The organism is Bacillus sp. FSL P4-0334 (assembly GCF_038004825.1).
In the GTDB taxonomy this organism is placed as follows: Bacteria; Bacillota; Bacilli; order Bacillales; family Bacillaceae; genus Bacillus; species Bacillus velezensis.
Genome location: NZ_JBBORX010000001.1, coordinates 57,884 through 75,205 on the forward strand (window position 1 = coordinate 57,884; position 17,322 = coordinate 75,205).

Sequence of the window (17,322 nt, forward strand, 5' to 3'; positions counted from 1 at the left end):
ATTTTTCCTCACTTTTACGAAATAAGGGCCTGATCTTCACAAACCGGCTTTTTCGGAGTAAAGTAGAACGCGGGAATGATAAACGTAAGGAAGGCTGTTATGAAAAAAACATTAAAATTGCAAACCCGATTAACGATATTCGTCTGTATTGTCGTCCTTATCGCACTTTGTATCACCTTTTTCACGATCAGCGTCCAAACAGCAGACCGCGTGAAAGAAGAAGAACGGACGACCGCGCTGCGCACCGCAAAGCTGGTCGCGGAAACACCGAGTGTCGCGCGGGCATTGCAAACAAGAAAAGGGCTGAAAGAGCTCCGGGATTATACATTAGACGTCCAGCATACGACAGGAACCGAATTTGTCGTGGTGATGGATATGAACAGCATCCGCCTCACCCACCCCGACGCAAATAAAATCGGGAAGAAATTCACCGGCGGAGATGAACAGCCGGCGATGCACGGGCATATCAAAACGAGCACATCAGCGGGAACTCTCGGAAAATCCATGAGAGCCTTCGTACCGATCTATGGAAAAGATAAAAAACAAGTGGGCGTCGTTTCGGTCGGAATTTCGCTTAACAAAATACAGGATGTCGTCAGCCACAGTTTGAGACCGCTTTATTTCATCATCTGCGTAAGTATTTTTGTCGGCGTCATCGGAGCCGTCATTGTCGCCCGCACCGTCAAAAACATTATGTACGGTCTTGAGCCTTATGAAATCGCCACCCTCCTGGAAGAGCGGAGCGCCATGCTCGAATCAACGAAGGAAGGCATCCTGGCGGTTGACGCGCGGGGAAAAATCAAGCTCGCCAATGCGGAAGCGAAACGGCTTTTTATTAAAATGGGTATTCCGACTAATCCGGTCGATCAAGATGTGAACGATATTCTCCCGAAAAGCCGGCTGAAACAAGTGATTGAAACGAAAAAACCGCTTCAGGACAGGGATATCCGCATTAACGGGCTTGAGCTGGTCTTTAATGAGGTTCCGATTCATCTGAAAGGACAAACCGTCGGAGCGATCGCCACGTTCAGGGACAAAACGGAGGTCAAACATTTAGCAGAACAGCTGTCCGGTGTTAAAATGTATGCAAACGCATTAAGAGCCCAGTCTCATGAATTCATGAATAAGCTTCATGTCATTTTAGGGCTTGTCCAGTTAAAAGAATACGATGATCTCGGCACTTACATTAAAGACATTGCCATTCAGCAGAAGACGGAAACAAGCGAGATTATAAGTGATGTCAAAAGTCCGGTTCTCGCAGGGTTTCTTCTAGGAAAACAAAGCTACATACGCGAACAGGGCGCTGATCTGGACATTCAGCTCGGCAGCCTGATCCCGAATGCGGCAGATCCGGCCGTCATCCATGAGCTCATTACGATTATCGGAAACCTGTTAAACAACGCGCTCGACGCAGTGGCGCAGATGCCGAAAAAAAACATTACGTGCTCGATGCGGTTTCAGGATCGCCAGCTTGATATAGAGATTACGGACACGGGAGCCGGAATGTCTGCGGCAGACCAAGCCCGTATTTTTGAACAAGGTTATTCCACGAAAGGGACAAACCGGGGGTTCGGCCTCTATTTCACCCAGCAGGCAACAGAAAATTTAAAAGGCCATATGATTGTGACAAGTGAAAAGAATGAAGGAACGACTTTCAGTCTTCGCATTCCGTATGAACCGAAGGAGGAAAATGATGATTAATGTACTCATAGTTGAAGACGACCCCATGGTGGGTGAATTAAATAAGCGCTATCTCAGCCAGATTGAAGGATTTCAGCTGAAAGGGATCGCATCATCCTTTCAAAGCGCGCTGCACGTGCTGAGCGAGCATCATATCGATCTCATCCTTCTTGACATTTACATGCCGGGAAAAAACGGGCTTGAGCTTTTAACGGAAATCCGCAAACAAAACGAATCGGTTGATGTCATCGTCATTTCGGCCGCAAGCGAGCTGGACGTCATCAAAAAAACGCTTCGGTACGGCGCCGTCGATTATTTAATCAAACCATTTGAATTTGACCGCTTTCAAACCGCTCTTTCCGACTACAGACGCAAGCAGAAAGTTTATCAATCACACAGAAGCATGACACAGAAAGAATTGGATGCCGAGCTTTTTCAAAAGAAAGAAGCGGCGGAAAAGGTTCACCTTCCGAAGGGATTGACAAAGAGCACGCTTAAACTCATCTGGGCGAGCATTGAGTCTTTCGGGGACAGTTCTTTTACTACGGAAGATCTCGCCAAGCATACTGAAATCTCGCAAGTCTCCATCCGGAAATACCTTAAATTTCTGGAAGACATACAAGTGCTGAATGTAGAGATGGCGTACGGCACGATCGGCAGACCCGTCTTCCAATATCATATCAACACCGGCAATGTCAGCAGCATCAAACAATATTTATAATGTCAAAAAGCGCCGTTCCGCTGTGAACGGTGCTTTTTTACTGTCATATCCCGTGACAAAAGGCTTGAGATTCCTTTTTTGTATGCTATATAAGGATAATGACCCGGCTGATCCTCCTCTGTTTTATCCAGATGAGGAAGCCGATTCATAAAATTGATATTTTTTAAAAAATAAGCAAATTTCTATTTATTTATGGCGGGTAAAATGATAAATTATGATTGGTTAGCAGATCTTTTCAGATAAGTCATAAGTCCCGAACCCGAAAGAGACAGCCGCTCAAGGCGGGAAAAAGAGAGACGTCTCATCATTATTATCAGAAAGTTTTTTCGATTCTGCATCCGGTACGGGGACTCAAGTCTGAATTGAACGGCACAGCCATATTTTACAGGGGGGTTATATCTTTGAAAAAACGCAAAATCGGAATGGCGATGGCGCTCATCGCGGCGGCCGGAACCATATTAAGCGCATGCGGTTCAAGTGACAAAGCAAACGGCTCCGGCAGTAAAAACTTTACCGTCGGCATGGTAACGGACATCGGCGGTGTCGATGACAAATCATTTAACCAGTCCGCCTGGGAAGGTATTCAGGCATTCGGAAAAGACAACGGGCTTACAAAAGGCAAAAGCGGTTTTGACTATCTTCAATCAAAATCAGATGCAGATTATACAACGAACTTAAATAAATTAGCGCGGGAACACTTTGACCTGATTTACGGCGTTGGGTATCTGATGCAGGATTCCATCAGCGAAATCGCCGATCAGCGCAAAGACACAAATTTTGCGATCATTGACGCCGTTGTCAAAAAAGACAACGTGGCGAGCCTTACATTTAAAGAGCAGGAAGGTTCATTCCTCGTGGGAGCAGCCGCTGCGCTATCAAGCAAAACGGGAAAAGTCGGATTCGTGGGCGGAATGGAGTCTGAATTGATCAAAAAATTCGAAATCGGCTTCCGCGCGGGTGTACAAGCCGCAAATCCGAAAGCGACCGTCGAAGTGAAATATGCGGGCGGATTTGACAAAGCCGATGTCGGCAAGGCGACGGCTGAAAGCATGTACAAATCAGGCGTTGACGTCATTTATCACGCGGCCGGCGCAACGGGAACGGGCGTCTTCACAGAAGCGAAAAATCTGAAAAAAGAAGATCCGAAGCGGAACGTATGGGTTATCGGTGTTGATAAAGACCAGTACGCGGAAGGTCAAGTCAAAGGCACAAAAGACAATGTCACTCTCACATCAATGGTCAAAAAAGTGGATACGGCCGTAGAGGACTTAACGAAAAAAGCGAGTGACGGCAAATTCCCGGGCGGCAAAACATTAACATACGGTTTGGCGCAAGATGCGGTCGGCATCTCGGATCACAAGGAGAACCTTTCTGACGACGTCATCAAAGCAACAGACGATTGGAAGAAGAAAATTGCGGACGGACTCGAGATCCCTTCAACTGAAAAAGAATTGAAATCCTTCAAGGCTGAGTAAGAATCAGGGGATAAGGAGACTTCCGTGCTTATCCCCTCTCTTTTATGAAAAGAGCGGTGAAGGAAAAGCTGCATCTCTTGCAGCTTTTCTTTTGCCAAGCTCTTTCTCATCAAAGTATCTCTGAAAAGGAGCGTCAAATCGGTGGATTATATCATTGAAATGCTTAATATACGCAAGGAGTTTCCCGGAATCGTCGCCAATGATGACGTCACGCTTCAAGTAAAAAAAGGCGAAATACACGCCCTTCTCGGTGAAAACGGCGCCGGTAAATCGACACTCATGAACGTTTTATTCGGCCTGTATCAGCCGGAAAAAGGCGAGATCCGGGTGCGGGGCGAACGCGTACACATCAACAGCCCGAACAAAGCCAACGATCTCGGCATCGGGATGGTGCACCAGCATTTTATGCTTGTGGATACCTTTACCGTCTCAGAAAATATCATTCTCGGAAAAGAGCCGAAAACTTTCGGCCGGATTGACAGACAGCGCGCCGCCCGGGACGTGCGCGATATTTCCGACCGTTACGGCCTGCACATTGATCCTGAAGCCAAAGTTGCCGATATTTCCGTCGGTATGCAGCAGCGGGCGGAAATATTAAAGACCCTCTACAGGGGCGCCGACATTCTCATTTTTGACGAGCCGACCGCGGTGCTGACTCCGCACGAAATTCAAGAACTGATTCAGATTATGAAAAATCTTGTCAATGAAGGAAAATCAATTATCCTCATCACCCACAAATTAAAAGAGATTATGGAAGTCTGCGACCGTGTCACCATCATCCGGAAAGGAAAAGGCATTACAACACTCGATGTCGCACATACGGATCAAGATGAACTGGCAAGCCTTATGGTCGGACGCGAAGTGTCATTCAAGACTGATAAACAAGCGGCCGATCCGAAACAAGAAGTACTTTCACTTTCTGATGTAACGGTTAAGGACGCGCGCGGCGTTGAGGCGGTCAAACAGCTCTCCCTCTCAGTCAGAGCCGGTGAAATCGTCGGCATTGCGGGCGTTGACGGAAACGGCCAGTCTGAATTAATTGAAGCCATTACAGGTCTCAGAAAAACGAATGCCGGCACGATCACGTTAAACGGCAAACAGCTGCAAAACATGCCGCCCAGGAAAGTCACTGAAGCCGGCATCGGGCATATTCCGCAGGACAGGCATAAACACGGGCTCGTCCTTGATTTTCCGATCGGAGAAAATATCGTGCTGCAAAGTTATTACCAAAAGCCCTACTCTTCTTTCGGCATATTAAATAAACACACGATTTATGACAAAGCGCGAAGCCTGATTAAAGAATACGATGTCAGAACACCTGATGAATATATGCCTGCGCGCGCTCTCTCCGGGGGGAATCAGCAAAAGGCCATTATCGGCCGGGAAGTGGACAGAAATCCGGATCTTTTAATTGCGGCCCAGCCGACGCGGGGACTCGATGTCGGCGCGATTGAATTCGTCCATAAAAAGATCATTGAGCAGCGTGACGCCGGTAAAGCGGTGCTTCTGTTATCTTTTGAACTTGATGAAATAATGAATCTCAGCGATCGCATCGCCGTCATCTTTGAAGGGAGCATCATCGCAAACGTCAATCCGCTTGAAACAAACGAGCAGGAGCTCGGACTTTTAATGGCGGGAAGTAAGCAAATGGAGGCGGGGAAAACACATGATTAATCGACTTTCTCATCTGGCTGTGCCGCTGATTGCGATCATCCTTGGATTAGCTGCGGGTGCGGTCATCATGCTCGCCAGCGGCTACAATGTCGTAAGCGGGTATTCGGCTCTTTGGAGCGGCATTTTCGGTGAAGTGTATTACATCGGGGAATCGATCCGGCAGATTACGCCATATATTTTGTCCGGATTGGCCGTGGCATTCGCATTTCGGACCGGCCTGTTTAATATCGGGGTTGAAGGACAGCTCCTTGTCGGCTGGACCGCCGCGGTGTGGGTCGGCGCTTCCTTTGACGCCCCCGCTTACATCCACCTTCCGCTTTCGTTATTGGCGGCTGCGGCTGCGGGCGGCATTTGGGGCCTGATTCCCGGATTTTTAAAAGCCCGTTTTTTTGTCCACGAAGTGATTGTCACGATCATGATGAATTATATCGCTCTTCATTTAACCAATTATCTCATTTCCGATGTCATGACGGACCACCGGGACAAAACAGACAAAATTCATGAAAGCGCGTCGCTCCGCTCGCCGTTTTTAGAGCAGCTGACAGATTACTCCCGCCTTCACTGGGGCATTCTGATCGCTCTGTTTGCGGCAGTCCTCATGTGGTTTATCATTCATAAAACAAAAAGCGGATTTGAATTCCGGGCTGTCGGCTTTAACCAGCACGCCGCACAATACGCCGGAATGAGCGTCAGAAAAAATATGATGTACGCCATGATGATTTCCGGCGCCTTCGCGGGGCTTGCCGGCGCGATGGAAGGACTCGGAACCTTTCAATACGCGGCGGTTAAGGGCGCCTTTACCGGCGTCGGCTTCGACGGCATTGCGGTTGCGCTTCTCGGCGGCAGCACGGCAATCGGCGTTGTTCTGGCGGCATGTCTTCTCGGCGGCCTTAAAGTCGGGGCATTAAATATGCCGATTGAATCCGGGGTGCCTTCTGAAGTCGTTGACATCGTCATCGCCATTATTATTTTGTTTGTGGCATCAAGCTACGCCATCCGTCTCATCCTTGATAAATTGAAGAAAAAGGGGGCGAAGTAAGTGGACTTCCTGCAGATTTTATCCATTATTGTCCCGGCAACACTCGTATATGCGGCTCCGCTTATTTTAACTGCTCTCGGCGGCGTGTTTTCTGAAAGATCGGGAGTTGTCAACATCGGTCTTGAAGGACTGATGATTATCGGCGCCTTTACAAGCGTCATGTTCAACTTATTTTTCGGACGCGAGCTTGGCGCCGCCGCTCCGTGGCTCGCCTTGGCTGCGGCTATGATTGCCGGCGGACTGTTCTCACTGATCCACGCGGCCGCCGCGGTTTCTTTCCGCGCCGATCAGACGGTAACCGGTGTGGCGATCAATATGCTCGCGTTAGGAGCGACACTGTTTATCGTCAAGCTGATCTACGGAAAGGCGCAGACTGATAAAATCCCGGAGCCCTTTTACAAAACGAACATTCCCGGGTTAAGCGATATTCCGGTTTTAGGAAAGATTTTCTTTTCCGACGTATATTATACGTCGATTTTAGCTATCGTACTGGCCTTTGTTTCCTGGTTTATTTTATTCAAAACGCCGTTCGGCCTCCGCATCCGTTCTGTCGGGGAACATCCGATGGCGGCCGATACGATGGGAATCAACGTGTTCGGCATGCGCTATATCGGCGTCATGATCAGCGGGCTGTTCGGCGGGCTCGGCGGCGGTGTATATGCTTCCACGATCGCGCTTGATTTCACGCACTCCACCATTTCCGGGCAAGGCTTTATCGCTCTCGCCGCGCTGGTTTTCGGCAAATGGCATCCGATCGGCGCGCTCGGGGCGGCGCTGTTCTTCGGGTTTGCGCAGAGTTTGAGCATTATCGGCTCGCTTTTGCCCCTGTTCAAAGACATTCCGAATGTATACATGCTGATGGCTCCTTACATTCTGACCATTCTCGCGCTTGCCGGCTTTATCGGCCGCGCGGATGCGCCTAAAGCCAACGGCATCCCTTACATTAAAGGAAAACGCTGATTGCCACAAAAAAGAGTTCCGCACCCTGGTGCCGGAACTCTTTTCATCTATATACGATTCTGATATACTCACGCGGCTGAAACGGTGTTTGCATTGATTCAGCCGCACTCAGCTTGTCTTCCGCGTATTCCGCACCGAGAAAAAAACGCTCCCAATTATCTGCCTCCGTCTGCTGCCGCGTTTTGCAGAAATCGTCCGCTATGAATGTTCCTGCAATAATAGAACAAAATATTCCAATACAGGCCGCCGCCTTTCTCTTCATCTGACCAGCTCCTTTTTTAAAAGCTTGATCTGAAAGATAAATGTATATACAAAGATCAGGATATTTGATAAATTTATTTTGGGTTCAAAAGACCACAAAAATACAGAGAGGAATACATTATGCCGTAGCAGGGTAAAAAAAAGTGCGATATAATTTGTACTGGGTCCTATGACCGTGAATTGATTGATTCACTCTTACATAAAGCAGTTGCTTGATGAAAAAACAAGCAAAGGAGGTCTTCTGTTGCAGCTGTTACATTTCGCGATTTTGGCGCCTTTTTTATTTGCATTTATCGTTCCCTTTCTTTATAAACGGGTAAAACAAGTCCATACAGGCTGGTTTGTGCTGATAGTGCCCGTTGTGCTGTTTGTTTACTTTATCAGCAAGCTCCCTGTAACAATGGCTGGGGAAACCGTCCGGTATGCGGCCGAATGGATTCCGTCCCTCGGTATTAACTATACCGTTTATATTGACGGACTCGGGCTGTTATTCGCTTTATTGATTACGGGCATCGGCTCTTTGGTGACGCTTTACAGTATTTTTTACTTATCGAAGGACAAAGAAAAGCTCGGCCCCTTTTATATGTACCTGCTGATGTTTATGGGCGCGATGCTCGGCGTTGTGCTCGTCGATAACGTTATCGTGCTTTATATGTTCTGGGAGCTGACAAGCCTGTCATCCTTCTTATTAATCGGGTATTGGCATAAGCGGAAGAAATCACGCTACGGTGCGGAAAAGTCACTGCTGATTACCGTCGGCGGCGGGCTGTGCATGCTCGGCGGCTTTATCCTGCTGTATCTGATGACGGATTCTTTCAGTATCAGGGAAATGGTCAACCAGGTGCATATTATCGCAGGCCATCCGTTCTTTATTCCGGCGATGGTTCTCCTGTTATTGGGGGCCTTTACGAAATCAGCGCAGTTTCCGTTTTATATCTGGCTGCCTGATGCCATGGAGGCGCCGACTCCTGTCAGCGCCTATCTGCACTCGGCTACAATGGTGAAAGCGGGCATTTATCTGATTGCCAGATTCAGTCCGGTTTTTGCATTTTCACCCGTCTGGTTTTGGACGGTTGCCTCAGTCGGTCTGATCACGATGGTATGGGCTTCCTTTAATGCGATGAAACAAACCGATTTAAAAGCGATTCTGGCATTTTCCACAGTCAGCCAGCTCGGTATGATTGTATCGATGCTCGGCGCAGGAGCCGCCGCGCTTCATTACCAGCATTCAGAGTATTTTACGGCGGCTGTCACCGCGGCTGTGTTTCACTTAATTAACCATGCTACTTTTAAAGGAAGTTTATTTATGGCGGTCGGCATTATCGACCATGAAACGGGAACACGGGACATCCGCAGGCTCGGCGGACTGATGGCGCTTATGCCGGTAACGTTCACCGTTTCACTGATCGGAACGTTTTCCATGGCGGGCCTCCCTCCGTTTAACGGCTTTTTAAGTAAAGAAATGTTCTTTACAAGTATGCTGCGGATTGCTCATGCAGATATTTTCAGTCTTGATACATGGGGCGTGCTGTTCCCCGTTCTCGCGTGGATCGGGAGCGTCTTCACTTTCATCTACAGCATGAAGCTGTTTTTCAGAACGTTCAGCGGCGCGCGCAAACCTGATCAGCTTGAAAAGACGCCGCATGAAGCTCCGCTCGGCATGCTGATTTCGCCGGTGATCCTTGCCGCTTGCGCCGTCAGTCTGTTTTTTGCACCGAACGTTTTGTCTTACAGCCTGATTGAACCGGCGATGAACTCCATTTATCCGGCTCTGTTAACCGGCGGAGATACATTCCATGTCCATATTTCCCAGTGGCATGGGGTGACGGCTGAGGTAATGATGACCCTCGGCATCATCATTGTCGGCACGATCGGTTACGTAACGCTGTCTAAATGGGAGCGTTTGTACGGTCTGTTTCCGAAAAAACTGACGCTGAACAAGCTTTACGATGCGGTGACGGGCAGTATGGAAAAAAGATCTTACCAGCTGACGTCATCGTATATGACCGGATTTTTGCGGGATTATCTGCTGTATATCTTTGCGGCGTTTATCATTCTCATCGGAACGGCGTTCGTCACAAAAGGCGGCTTTTCCATGACAGCGAAAGGCATGGCTGAAATCGGCCTGTATGAAATCGTGCTGTCCCTCGTTATGGTGAGCGCAACGATTGCGACTGTGTTCGCCAAATCGCGGCTGACGGCCATTATCTCACTCGGTGTTGTCGGGTACACACTCGCGCTGTTTTTCGTGATTTTCAGAGCGCCCGATCTGGCGCTCACGCAGCTCGTCATTGAGACGATATCCGTCGCCTTGTTTCTTCTTTGTTTTTACCATCTGCCGAAAATGCGGCGAAAAAAGAAGACAAGAACATTCCGGATGACGAATTTTATCATTTCTCTCGGTGTCGGCGTCATCGTGACAATGCTCGGAATCGCGTCTTCCAGCGAAAAAACAAAAGACAGCATCTCCTCCTTTTTCACCGCTTACAGCCATAAGCTCGGGGGAGGAAACAATATCGTCAACGTCATCCTCGTTGATTTCAGGGGATTTGATACGATGTTTGAAATCACGGTGCTGTCGATTGCCGCACTCGGGATTTACGGCATGATCAGAACAAAAGTAAAAGAGGAGGGAGAAGAGCGTTGAGACAGCAAAACACAAACGACATCATCCTTCAGACGGCAACGAAGCTTGTATCTTTTATCATTCTGCTTTTCTCTTTCTATTTATTTTTATCGGGGCATAACGCTCCCGGCGGAGGATTTGTCGGCGGACTGATTACGTCTTCGGCCATCGTGCTGTTGCTTTTGGCCTTTGATTTAAAAACCGTCAAATCGATTTTGCCCGTCAATTTTATTTATGTGGCGGGCGCGGGTCTGCTTATCGCGATTGCAACGGGTGCAGGTTCGTTCTTATTCGGAGCACCATTTCTCACCCATACATTCGGCCATTTTCATCTCCCGGTGCTTGGGAATACGGAGCTTGCGACGGCCACTTTGTTTGATTTAGGTGTGTATCTCGTTGTTGTCGGCGTGACGATGACCATTATTCAAACGATTGGAGAGGAAGAATAATGGAAATCTTAATGTCTGTCATTGCCGGTATTTTGTTTATGGCGGCAACCTACCTGCTGCTTTCTAAAAGTCTGCTGCGCGTGATTATCGGCACCGCGCTATTAAGCCACGGCGTCCATTTGCTGCTCCTGACCATGGGCGGACTGAAAAAAGGCGCCCCTCCCATACTGGGCGGAAAAAGCACGTCGTTTGTCGATCCGCTGCCGCAGGCACTCATACTGACGGCGATCGTTATTTCGTTCGGCGTCACGTCCTTCCTGCTTGTGATGGCGTTTCGCGCCTATCAGGAACTGAAAACGGACGATATGGATCGAATGAGGGGAAATGATCAACATGAATAACTTTGTGATATTGCCTATTCTGGTGCCACTGCTTGCCGCAGTGCTGCTGATTTTTATGAACAGGCACGTGATGCTGATGCGGATATTCAGCACTGCCGCTTCCTGTGTCTCCATCGTCATCAGCGCCGCTCTCGTTCAGACGGTTTTCACACACGGGATTCAGACGCTGACACTCGGCGGCTGGAAAGCGCCGTACGGCATTGTGCTCGCCGCGGATCAGCTCGCCGCACTGCTTGTTTTGACAACCGCCATAATCGGGCTGCTCGTCACCCTGTACTCCTTCCGCTCCATCGGAGAAAAAAGGGAGCGCGCTTTCTATTATTCAGGGGTGCAGTTTCTTCTGGCCGGCGTAAGCGGAGCGTTTTTGACGGGTGACCTGTTCAACATGTACGTCTTTTTTGAGCTTCTGCTAATCGCGTCCTACATGCTGATCGTGCTTGGCGGAACGAAAATTCAATTAAGAGAATCATTGAAGTATATCGTGTTTAACATTGTGTCATCCGCGTTTTTTGTCATCGGCGTCGGTTACTTATATGCGGTGACGGGCACGCTGAATATGGCTGATCTAAGCGTAAAAATAAGTGAATCGGGCCAGACCGGGCTGATCACCGTCATCGGCGTCCTTCTTCTCGTCGTTTTCGGTTTAAAGGGCGGGATATTCCCGCTGTATTTCTGGATGCCGGGCTCTTATTACGCCCCGCCGGCTGCGATTTCGGCCTTATTCGGGTCTCTTTTGACGAAAGTCGGCCTGTACGCCATTTTAAGAGTATTCACCCTGATCTTTATTCACGATACGGGCTTTACCCACCAATTGATGATGTGGCTTGCGATGCTGACGGTGTTATTCGGCGTAATCGGATCTATCGCCTTTTCGGATGTCATGAAAATCGTCATCTACAATATTATTACAGCCGTCGGCGTGATTTTGTTCGGCATTGCCATGAACACGCCGGCCTCCATTCAAGGAGCGGTTTATTACTTGATTCACGATATGCTGATTAAAGGAGCGCTGTTTATGCTCGCCGGCACGCTTATCGCATTGACAGGCACTGCCAGCCTGCATAAAATGGGCGGACTGATCACCCGTTATCCCGTTTTGGGATGGATGTTCTTTATCTCAGCCATATCTCTGGCCGGCATCCCGCCGTTCAGCGGATTTGTGGGCAAGCTGAAGATCGCGGAAGGCGGGTTCGATAAGGGGGAAACTTTGTTTTCCGTATTGATTCTCTTATCAAGCCTGCTTGTGCTCTATTCCGTGCTGAAGGTTTTTACGACGGCTTTTTGGGGAGAAGAAAAAGAAATCCCGGGCGCCGGCAGACGGTCCGCAAAAGGACTTCTTTATCCGGCAGCCGCTTTTCTCCTTTTGTCGCTTCTGTTCGGGCTCGGAACCGAATGGGTTTCACCGTATGTCAATCAGACGGCTGAGAATCTGCTGAATCCGGAAAAATACATTGAAGCTGTTTTGAAGGAGTAGATGGCATGGCTTTTCAACTATTATTAAATGTTCTTCTCGCTGTTTGCTGGATGTTTCTCACAAACAGCCTCAGCGCGGCGGGTTTTATGACCGGATTTATCGCGGGCTTGGCGGCGCTGTTTTTTTTCCGGCGCTTCTTCTCGCGGCCGTTTTACATTTGGAAAATATGGTCAGTCATCAAACTGGCGCTGATCTTTATAAAGGAATTATATTTGGCCAATGTCAGCGTGCTGAAAACCGTTATATCGCCGAAACTGAACATCCGCCCGGGCATTTTCGCGTTTAAGACGGAATTGACGGAGGATTGGGAGATCACGCTGCTCTCGCTGTTAATCACTTTAACACCGGGTACGCTCGTGATGGATATCTCCGATGACCGGTCGATTCTCTATATACACGCCATGGACATTGAAGATGCGGAGAAAGCGATCCATGACATCCGCGTCTCTTTTGAGAAAGCCATTCAGGAGGTGAGCCGCTGATGTTTACGTTTATTCTGCAATTATCACTCGGCATTATGGCGGTTTCGACTCTTTTGTACGTCATTCGCGTCATAAAAGGGCCTACGATACCGGACCGGGTCGTCGCGCTTGATGGGATCGGCATTAATCTGATTGCCATGACCGCGCTTGTATCCATTCTCTTAAACACATCGGCCTTTTTGGACATCATTCTGCTGCTCGGCATTTTATCGTTTATCGGCACGATTGCCTTTGCTAAGTTTTTGGAGAAAGGAGAGATTATCGAAAATGATCGAAATCGTTAAATGGGCCGTCGCCGTTTGTATTCTGATGGGATCGCTGATCTGCCTGGTCGCGTCTTTCGGCACACTCAGGCTTCCTGATGTGTATACGCGCGCCCACGCCTCTTCAAAAGGCTCGACACTCGGCGTTAATTTGGTATTGCTCGGGGTGTTAGGCTACTTGTGGATGCTGACCGGAGAAATATCTGTAAAAATACTGCTCGGCATCATTTTTATCCTGCTGACGGCGCCGGTCGGAGCGCACCTCATATGCAGGGCCGCGTACAATTCGGGAGCGGCGCTTGATAAAAGAAGCGTACAGGATGATTACAAAGGGATCAGAAACTTTGTGATCAAACGAAAAGAAGATTCATATTTGTAAAAACAAACAGCCGGACGATTCAGGGTTCCGGCTGTTTGTTTATTTTGTTATAACAGCCAGCGTGCAGCGGGAAACACAGATCAGCCTTTCCCGTTCATCGAAAATGTTAATCTCGTACACAATGGTTGCCCTGCCTGTGTGAACGGGTTTCGCAATCGCCGTGACCGTCCCGCCCTCTTTCACGGATTTTAAATGATTGGCATTAATCTCAAGCCCGACACACGCCTGGTTCGACCGGTCGATAAAATGCTGGGCCCCGACACTAGCAACAGTCTCCGCCAGCGCTGCTGACGCGCCACCATGCAGATATCCGAAAGGCTGCACCGTCCTCTTATCCACCGGCATCACCGCCACGCATCTCTCCGGTGTGTTTTCAGTGATTTCAATACCGAGTGCGCCGAGCAATGTATTGTTCAGATTCATAGGTCATTCTCCCTTCAAGATTTATAGTACGTTATCTGACTTGGCGATCAGCACCGCTTCAGTTCGGGAGCCGACATTCAGCTTGTTAAAAATGGATGTCAGGCTGTATTCAATTGACCGCTTGCTTAAGTGAAGCGCATCTGCGATTTCCTGATTGGTCAAACCTTTTTCGACCTCTTGGAGAATATGTCGCTCTCTCGGGGTTAACCGATCCTGCTCACTTTGAGGGGAAGAAGACGTTTTTGTTTTTTGCTGGGTCATCAGCTGTTTGAAATAGGAGAAATCAACTAAAATCTGTCCGTTGAGCACGTGATATATGTATTGCATGATTTTCTCTTTAGATTCGGTTTTGCTGATGGCGCCATGCAGGCCCGCGCGGATGGATTCTTCAAAATAATCTTCAACCTCATAGCCTGTGTAGACAATGATTTTACAGAGAGGATTCTCTTTTAAGATTTTCTTGGAAAGCTCTATGCCGCTGATGTCATCACCCAGATTTAAATCCATTAATATGAGATCGTAAGCTGAAAAATCATGCCGGAGAACGAATTGTTCACTGGCATCAGGACTGAGGCAATCGACAGAAAGATTCGTGTCCGTTTCCAGAATCGTCTTGGTGCCCTCCATGACAGCCGGATGATCATCAATCACTAGTATCTTTTTCATGGTTTCCTCCCTTTTACTCACTCATTTCCATTTTATTAAAAAGACTTGGCTTCTGCCAAGTCGATTTGGTGATAAATTGGTTACAATTCCATTTCAATATCCGCTTTAAAACCGTTTCCTTCACTTGTGTCGATTTTCATCCGTCCGTCAAGCGCACGGACGCGCTCCTTAATACCTGAAAGACCCATACTCATCGACTGCCCGCCGCCTTCTTCCTGATTGAATCCGACACCGTCGTCTTCATAATGCAGAATCACTTTATTTTGAATGCTGATCAGCATAATCAGCACCTCATTCGCCTGTGAATGCTTCATGGCGTTCGAAAGAAATTCCTGAATAATGCGGTACAAATTCAGCTGCGTATCCAAATCCAGCGCCGCCGTAAACCGGCCCGTATTCAGACGGATATGAAACGGCGCACGCTCCTGCTGCTGTGCGGCAAGCTTGGATACCGCCTTGACCAGGCCCAAATCATACAGCAGCTGAGGCCGAAGCTCATGGCACGTCTCCCGGGTCATCAAAATGACATCGGACATCTGCTCATTCATCTGATGAAGCTTGTCCTGCACCTCTAACTGGCAAGGCTCCTCTTTCTTAAAATCGGCCAGAAACAGCTCACACTGGCGCTTCAAAGAAATCAAGTCCTGCAGCACTGAATCATGCAGATCACGGGCCAAATCCGAACGCTGCTTTTCCTCTATCGTAAACATCAGCTTTTTGAGCCAGACCGGGTTTGAGCCTTGTTGTTTTAGATCTTGTAAATGGTTCATGAGTTCTTCGATCTGTATCACGTTTTCCATAGAGACACTCGTATAGAAAGACAATGTTTTCAGCCAAGAAATCTCATCCCGTGTCAGTCTCGGTGTATTAATGGAGGACAAACAAAGCAAAACATAAGAACTTCCCCCGCGTTCTCCTATCTTGATTAAGAAACCGCGGTTTAGCTCAATGATTTTTCCAATCTCTGAAGTAACCTTCTTAAATTCTTTTGAATACATTTCCCAATCAGGTTCATTATCCCTTTTATCATGATATAAAATGTCACCCTCAGAGGTAACTTCAAAGACATAAGCTTTACTGACAAGTAGAACATCCAGAATCGTCTTTTTTAGTTCTTTAAACATTTGTTTTAAAGATGTTATACTTCTGATAAGCTGAGTATATTTGAATATACTATCTTGATAATTAAATTTTTCAGAAAAACGTTTTAAACGAAATTTAAAATCTATTATTTCTTTAAAGTAAAATACAGCAAACATTACGATAAAGATGAAAACAGTCTGTCTAATAGGATTCATTTGAAGCGCATTTGTTCCCGCCCAGACCGATAAAACTCCGACAATAACTAGCGTTGGGATTACAGCCAGTAAAGTATAATACCTCATTCTTCCTAATATAAATTCTATATCAAATATTTTATTTGCAACAAACTGATATACTAATCCAAATGGGATAAGGACAAGCAATGAGGCTGATGCCAGTGCTGGAAATATATAATCACCAGTTAAAATATTAGGTGCGACGTAAAAAAGTAAAAATGGAGCAAAAGAAAGTGTATTTGTCAGAATTAAAACTTTCAAAATATAAGCATGCTCTGAATATTTATATTTATATAAGTGATAGAACACGAGAACAAAACCTGAAAGAGTAACGAGAAAAAACGAGATAAGATTAAGGTTTGTTACAATGTTTTCAAAAGGTAATTTCTTACGGAAAAATTCCAGGATAATATTAAAAATCGGAAATATATATAAGAAATTGATTAGACGATTTGCAAACTTCTTTCCTAATTCCTCAAAATATTGTTGTATGAACTGAAGATAAAATATAGGAGAAGCTATAAATGTGAACAAATTGACATACCTGTTAAATGAATGTCCTCTAAATGGTCCTCCTGCGCTTATATAAGCAATTGAAATATCTAACAAAAACAAAATTAAAATGTATCCCGCAAACGATTTTCTTGTTTGATTCACCTTTAGAATGTAAAATATACATACTATACTTAAAAAATAAAACACAAGTGGAAGAACGAATACAAAAAAGCTATAGGATTTGTCTAAATTAACAATATCAAAATCATCTAAATGAATTTGCTTTCCATTTCTGCTTACATCTAAACTTTTGATATGACTAAGATTATCTCCTTTTAAAAATTTAGCAGATGGTTTTTCTTTGTTGATTTTTAGAATGATGTCACCTTTTTCTAAACCTACGAATTTCCCGTAAGTAGTTTCTGACATCTCTATTACTTGGAATTGTTTGTTTTTATTTTCAATAACTTTTGTCCCGATTATAATCCCATTTATGTTTATATATGAAACATAGCAAACATAAACGAGGCTTAAGATAATGACTGAAATAGTGAATTGTTTAATAAAGTTTTTCACATATTACACCACCGAACAT

At 46.7% G+C, this 17,322-nt stretch carries 17 protein-coding genes; 13 read left to right on the top strand and 4 right to left on the bottom strand.

Annotated elements, in window-relative coordinates:
- The first annotated feature begins 99 nt into the window (after window positions 1–99).
- The 6 genes from malK to nupQ all read left to right on the top strand — a co-directional run bounded on the left by malK (window position 100) and on the right by nupQ (window position 7,549).
- A complete protein-coding gene (gene malK, locus NSQ37_RS00310) occupies window positions 100–1,701 on the top strand; it encodes a malate sensor histidine kinase MalK (protein WP_012118305.1) in 1,602 nt (533 codons plus the stop codon).
- Window positions 1,694–2,401: a response regulator gene (locus NSQ37_RS00315; RefSeq protein ID WP_029326021.1), complete on the top strand. Its 708-nt coding sequence runs from the start codon at window positions 1,694–1,696 to the stop codon at window positions 2,399–2,401. Before malK ends, NSQ37_RS00315 begins: the two co-directional genes overlap by 8 nt.
- A 401-nt stretch (window positions 2,402–2,802) precedes the next feature.
- A complete protein-coding gene (locus tag NSQ37_RS00320) occupies window positions 2,803–3,876 on the top strand; it encodes a BMP family lipoprotein (RefSeq protein ID WP_007408665.1) in 1,074 nt (357 codons plus the stop codon).
- A 141-nt stretch (window positions 3,877–4,017) separates the two neighbouring features.
- A complete protein-coding gene (locus NSQ37_RS00325; RefSeq protein WP_341123034.1) occupies window positions 4,018–5,550 on the top strand; it encodes an ABC transporter ATP-binding protein in 1,533 nt (510 codons plus the stop codon).
- Window positions 5,543–6,589: an ABC transporter permease gene (locus tag NSQ37_RS00330; RefSeq protein ID WP_012118308.1), complete on the top strand. Its 1,047-nt coding sequence runs from the start codon at window positions 5,543–5,545 to the stop codon at window positions 6,587–6,589. Before NSQ37_RS00325 ends, NSQ37_RS00330 begins: the two co-directional genes overlap by 8 nt.
- Window positions 6,590–7,549, top strand: coding sequence for a guanosine ABC transporter permease NupQ (gene nupQ / locus NSQ37_RS00335; protein ID WP_003152071.1), 960 nt, complete (start codon window positions 6,590–6,592; stop codon window positions 7,547–7,549).
- A 43-nt stretch (window positions 7,550–7,592) separates the two neighbouring features.
- Here the strand turns inward: nupQ and NSQ37_RS00340 are convergent, their stop codons facing one another.
- Window positions 7,593–7,811 (bottom strand): hypothetical protein, encoded by a 219-nt coding sequence (locus NSQ37_RS00340; protein ID WP_007408668.1) that lies wholly within the window; start codon window positions 7,809–7,811, stop codon window positions 7,593–7,595.
- A 243-nt stretch (window positions 7,812–8,054) separates the two neighbouring features.
- Here NSQ37_RS00340 and NSQ37_RS00345 point away from each other — a divergent pair, with 243 nt between their 5' ends.
- The 7 genes from NSQ37_RS00345 to mnhG are packed head-to-tail and all read left to right on the top strand — an operon-like array spanning window position 8,055 to window position 13,824.
- Window positions 8,055–10,457 carry a Na+/H+ antiporter subunit A gene (locus NSQ37_RS00345; protein WP_326365048.1) on the top strand — a complete coding sequence of 801 codons (2,403 nt, stop codon included), beginning with the start codon at window positions 8,055–8,057 and terminating at the stop codon, window positions 10,455–10,457.
- Window positions 10,454–10,885, top strand: a complete 432-nt coding sequence (locus tag NSQ37_RS00350) for a Na(+)/H(+) antiporter subunit B (protein WP_007408670.1) — start codon at window positions 10,454–10,456, stop codon at window positions 10,883–10,885. Before NSQ37_RS00345 ends, NSQ37_RS00350 begins: the two co-directional genes overlap by 4 nt.
- Window positions 10,885–11,226: a Na(+)/H(+) antiporter subunit C gene (locus NSQ37_RS00355; protein WP_003152063.1), complete on the top strand. Its 342-nt coding sequence runs from the start codon at window positions 10,885–10,887 to the stop codon at window positions 11,224–11,226. The genes NSQ37_RS00350 and NSQ37_RS00355 overlap by 1 nt, the downstream gene beginning before the upstream one ends.
- Window positions 11,219–12,700, top strand: a complete 1,482-nt coding sequence (locus NSQ37_RS00360; RefSeq protein ID WP_043020757.1) for a Na+/H+ antiporter subunit D — start codon at window positions 11,219–11,221, stop codon at window positions 12,698–12,700. Before NSQ37_RS00355 ends, NSQ37_RS00360 begins: the two co-directional genes overlap by 8 nt.
- Window positions 12,701–12,705: 5 nt before the next feature.
- On the top strand, window positions 12,706–13,182 hold the full coding sequence (locus tag NSQ37_RS00365) for a Na+/H+ antiporter subunit E (RefSeq protein ID WP_007408672.1): 477 nt from the start codon (window positions 12,706–12,708) through the stop codon (window positions 13,180–13,182).
- Window positions 13,182–13,466, top strand: coding sequence for a Na(+)/H(+) antiporter subunit F1 (locus NSQ37_RS00370; protein ID WP_012118311.1), 285 nt, complete (start codon window positions 13,182–13,184; stop codon window positions 13,464–13,466). Before NSQ37_RS00365 ends, NSQ37_RS00370 begins: the two co-directional genes overlap by 1 nt.
- Entirely contained in the window at window positions 13,450–13,824 is a 375-nt protein-coding gene (gene mnhG, locus NSQ37_RS00375; RefSeq protein WP_003152056.1) for a monovalent cation/H(+) antiporter subunit G, read from the top strand. The genes NSQ37_RS00370 and mnhG overlap by 17 nt, the downstream gene beginning before the upstream one ends.
- A 39-nt stretch (window positions 13,825–13,863) precedes the next feature.
- On the opposite strand, the gene NSQ37_RS00380 is transcribed toward mnhG, so the two are convergent.
- The 3 genes from NSQ37_RS00380 to NSQ37_RS00390 form a co-directional block, all read right to left on the bottom strand.
- Window positions 13,864–14,247 carry a hotdog fold thioesterase gene (locus tag NSQ37_RS00380; protein WP_012118312.1) on the bottom strand — a complete coding sequence of 128 codons (384 nt, stop codon included), beginning with the start codon at window positions 14,245–14,247 and terminating at the stop codon, window positions 13,864–13,866.
- A 21-nt stretch (window positions 14,248–14,268) separates the two neighbouring features.
- Entirely contained in the window at window positions 14,269–14,913 is a 645-nt protein-coding gene (locus NSQ37_RS00385) for a response regulator transcription factor (protein WP_003152052.1), read from the bottom strand.
- An 80-nt stretch (window positions 14,914–14,993) separates the two neighbouring features.
- The gene (locus tag NSQ37_RS00390; protein ID WP_341123036.1) at window positions 14,994–17,303 is read right to left on the bottom strand and encodes a sensor histidine kinase; all 2,310 of its coding nucleotides are present in this window, start codon (window positions 17,301–17,303) and stop codon (window positions 14,994–14,996) included.
- Between the last annotated feature and the right edge of the window lie 19 nt (window positions 17,304–17,322).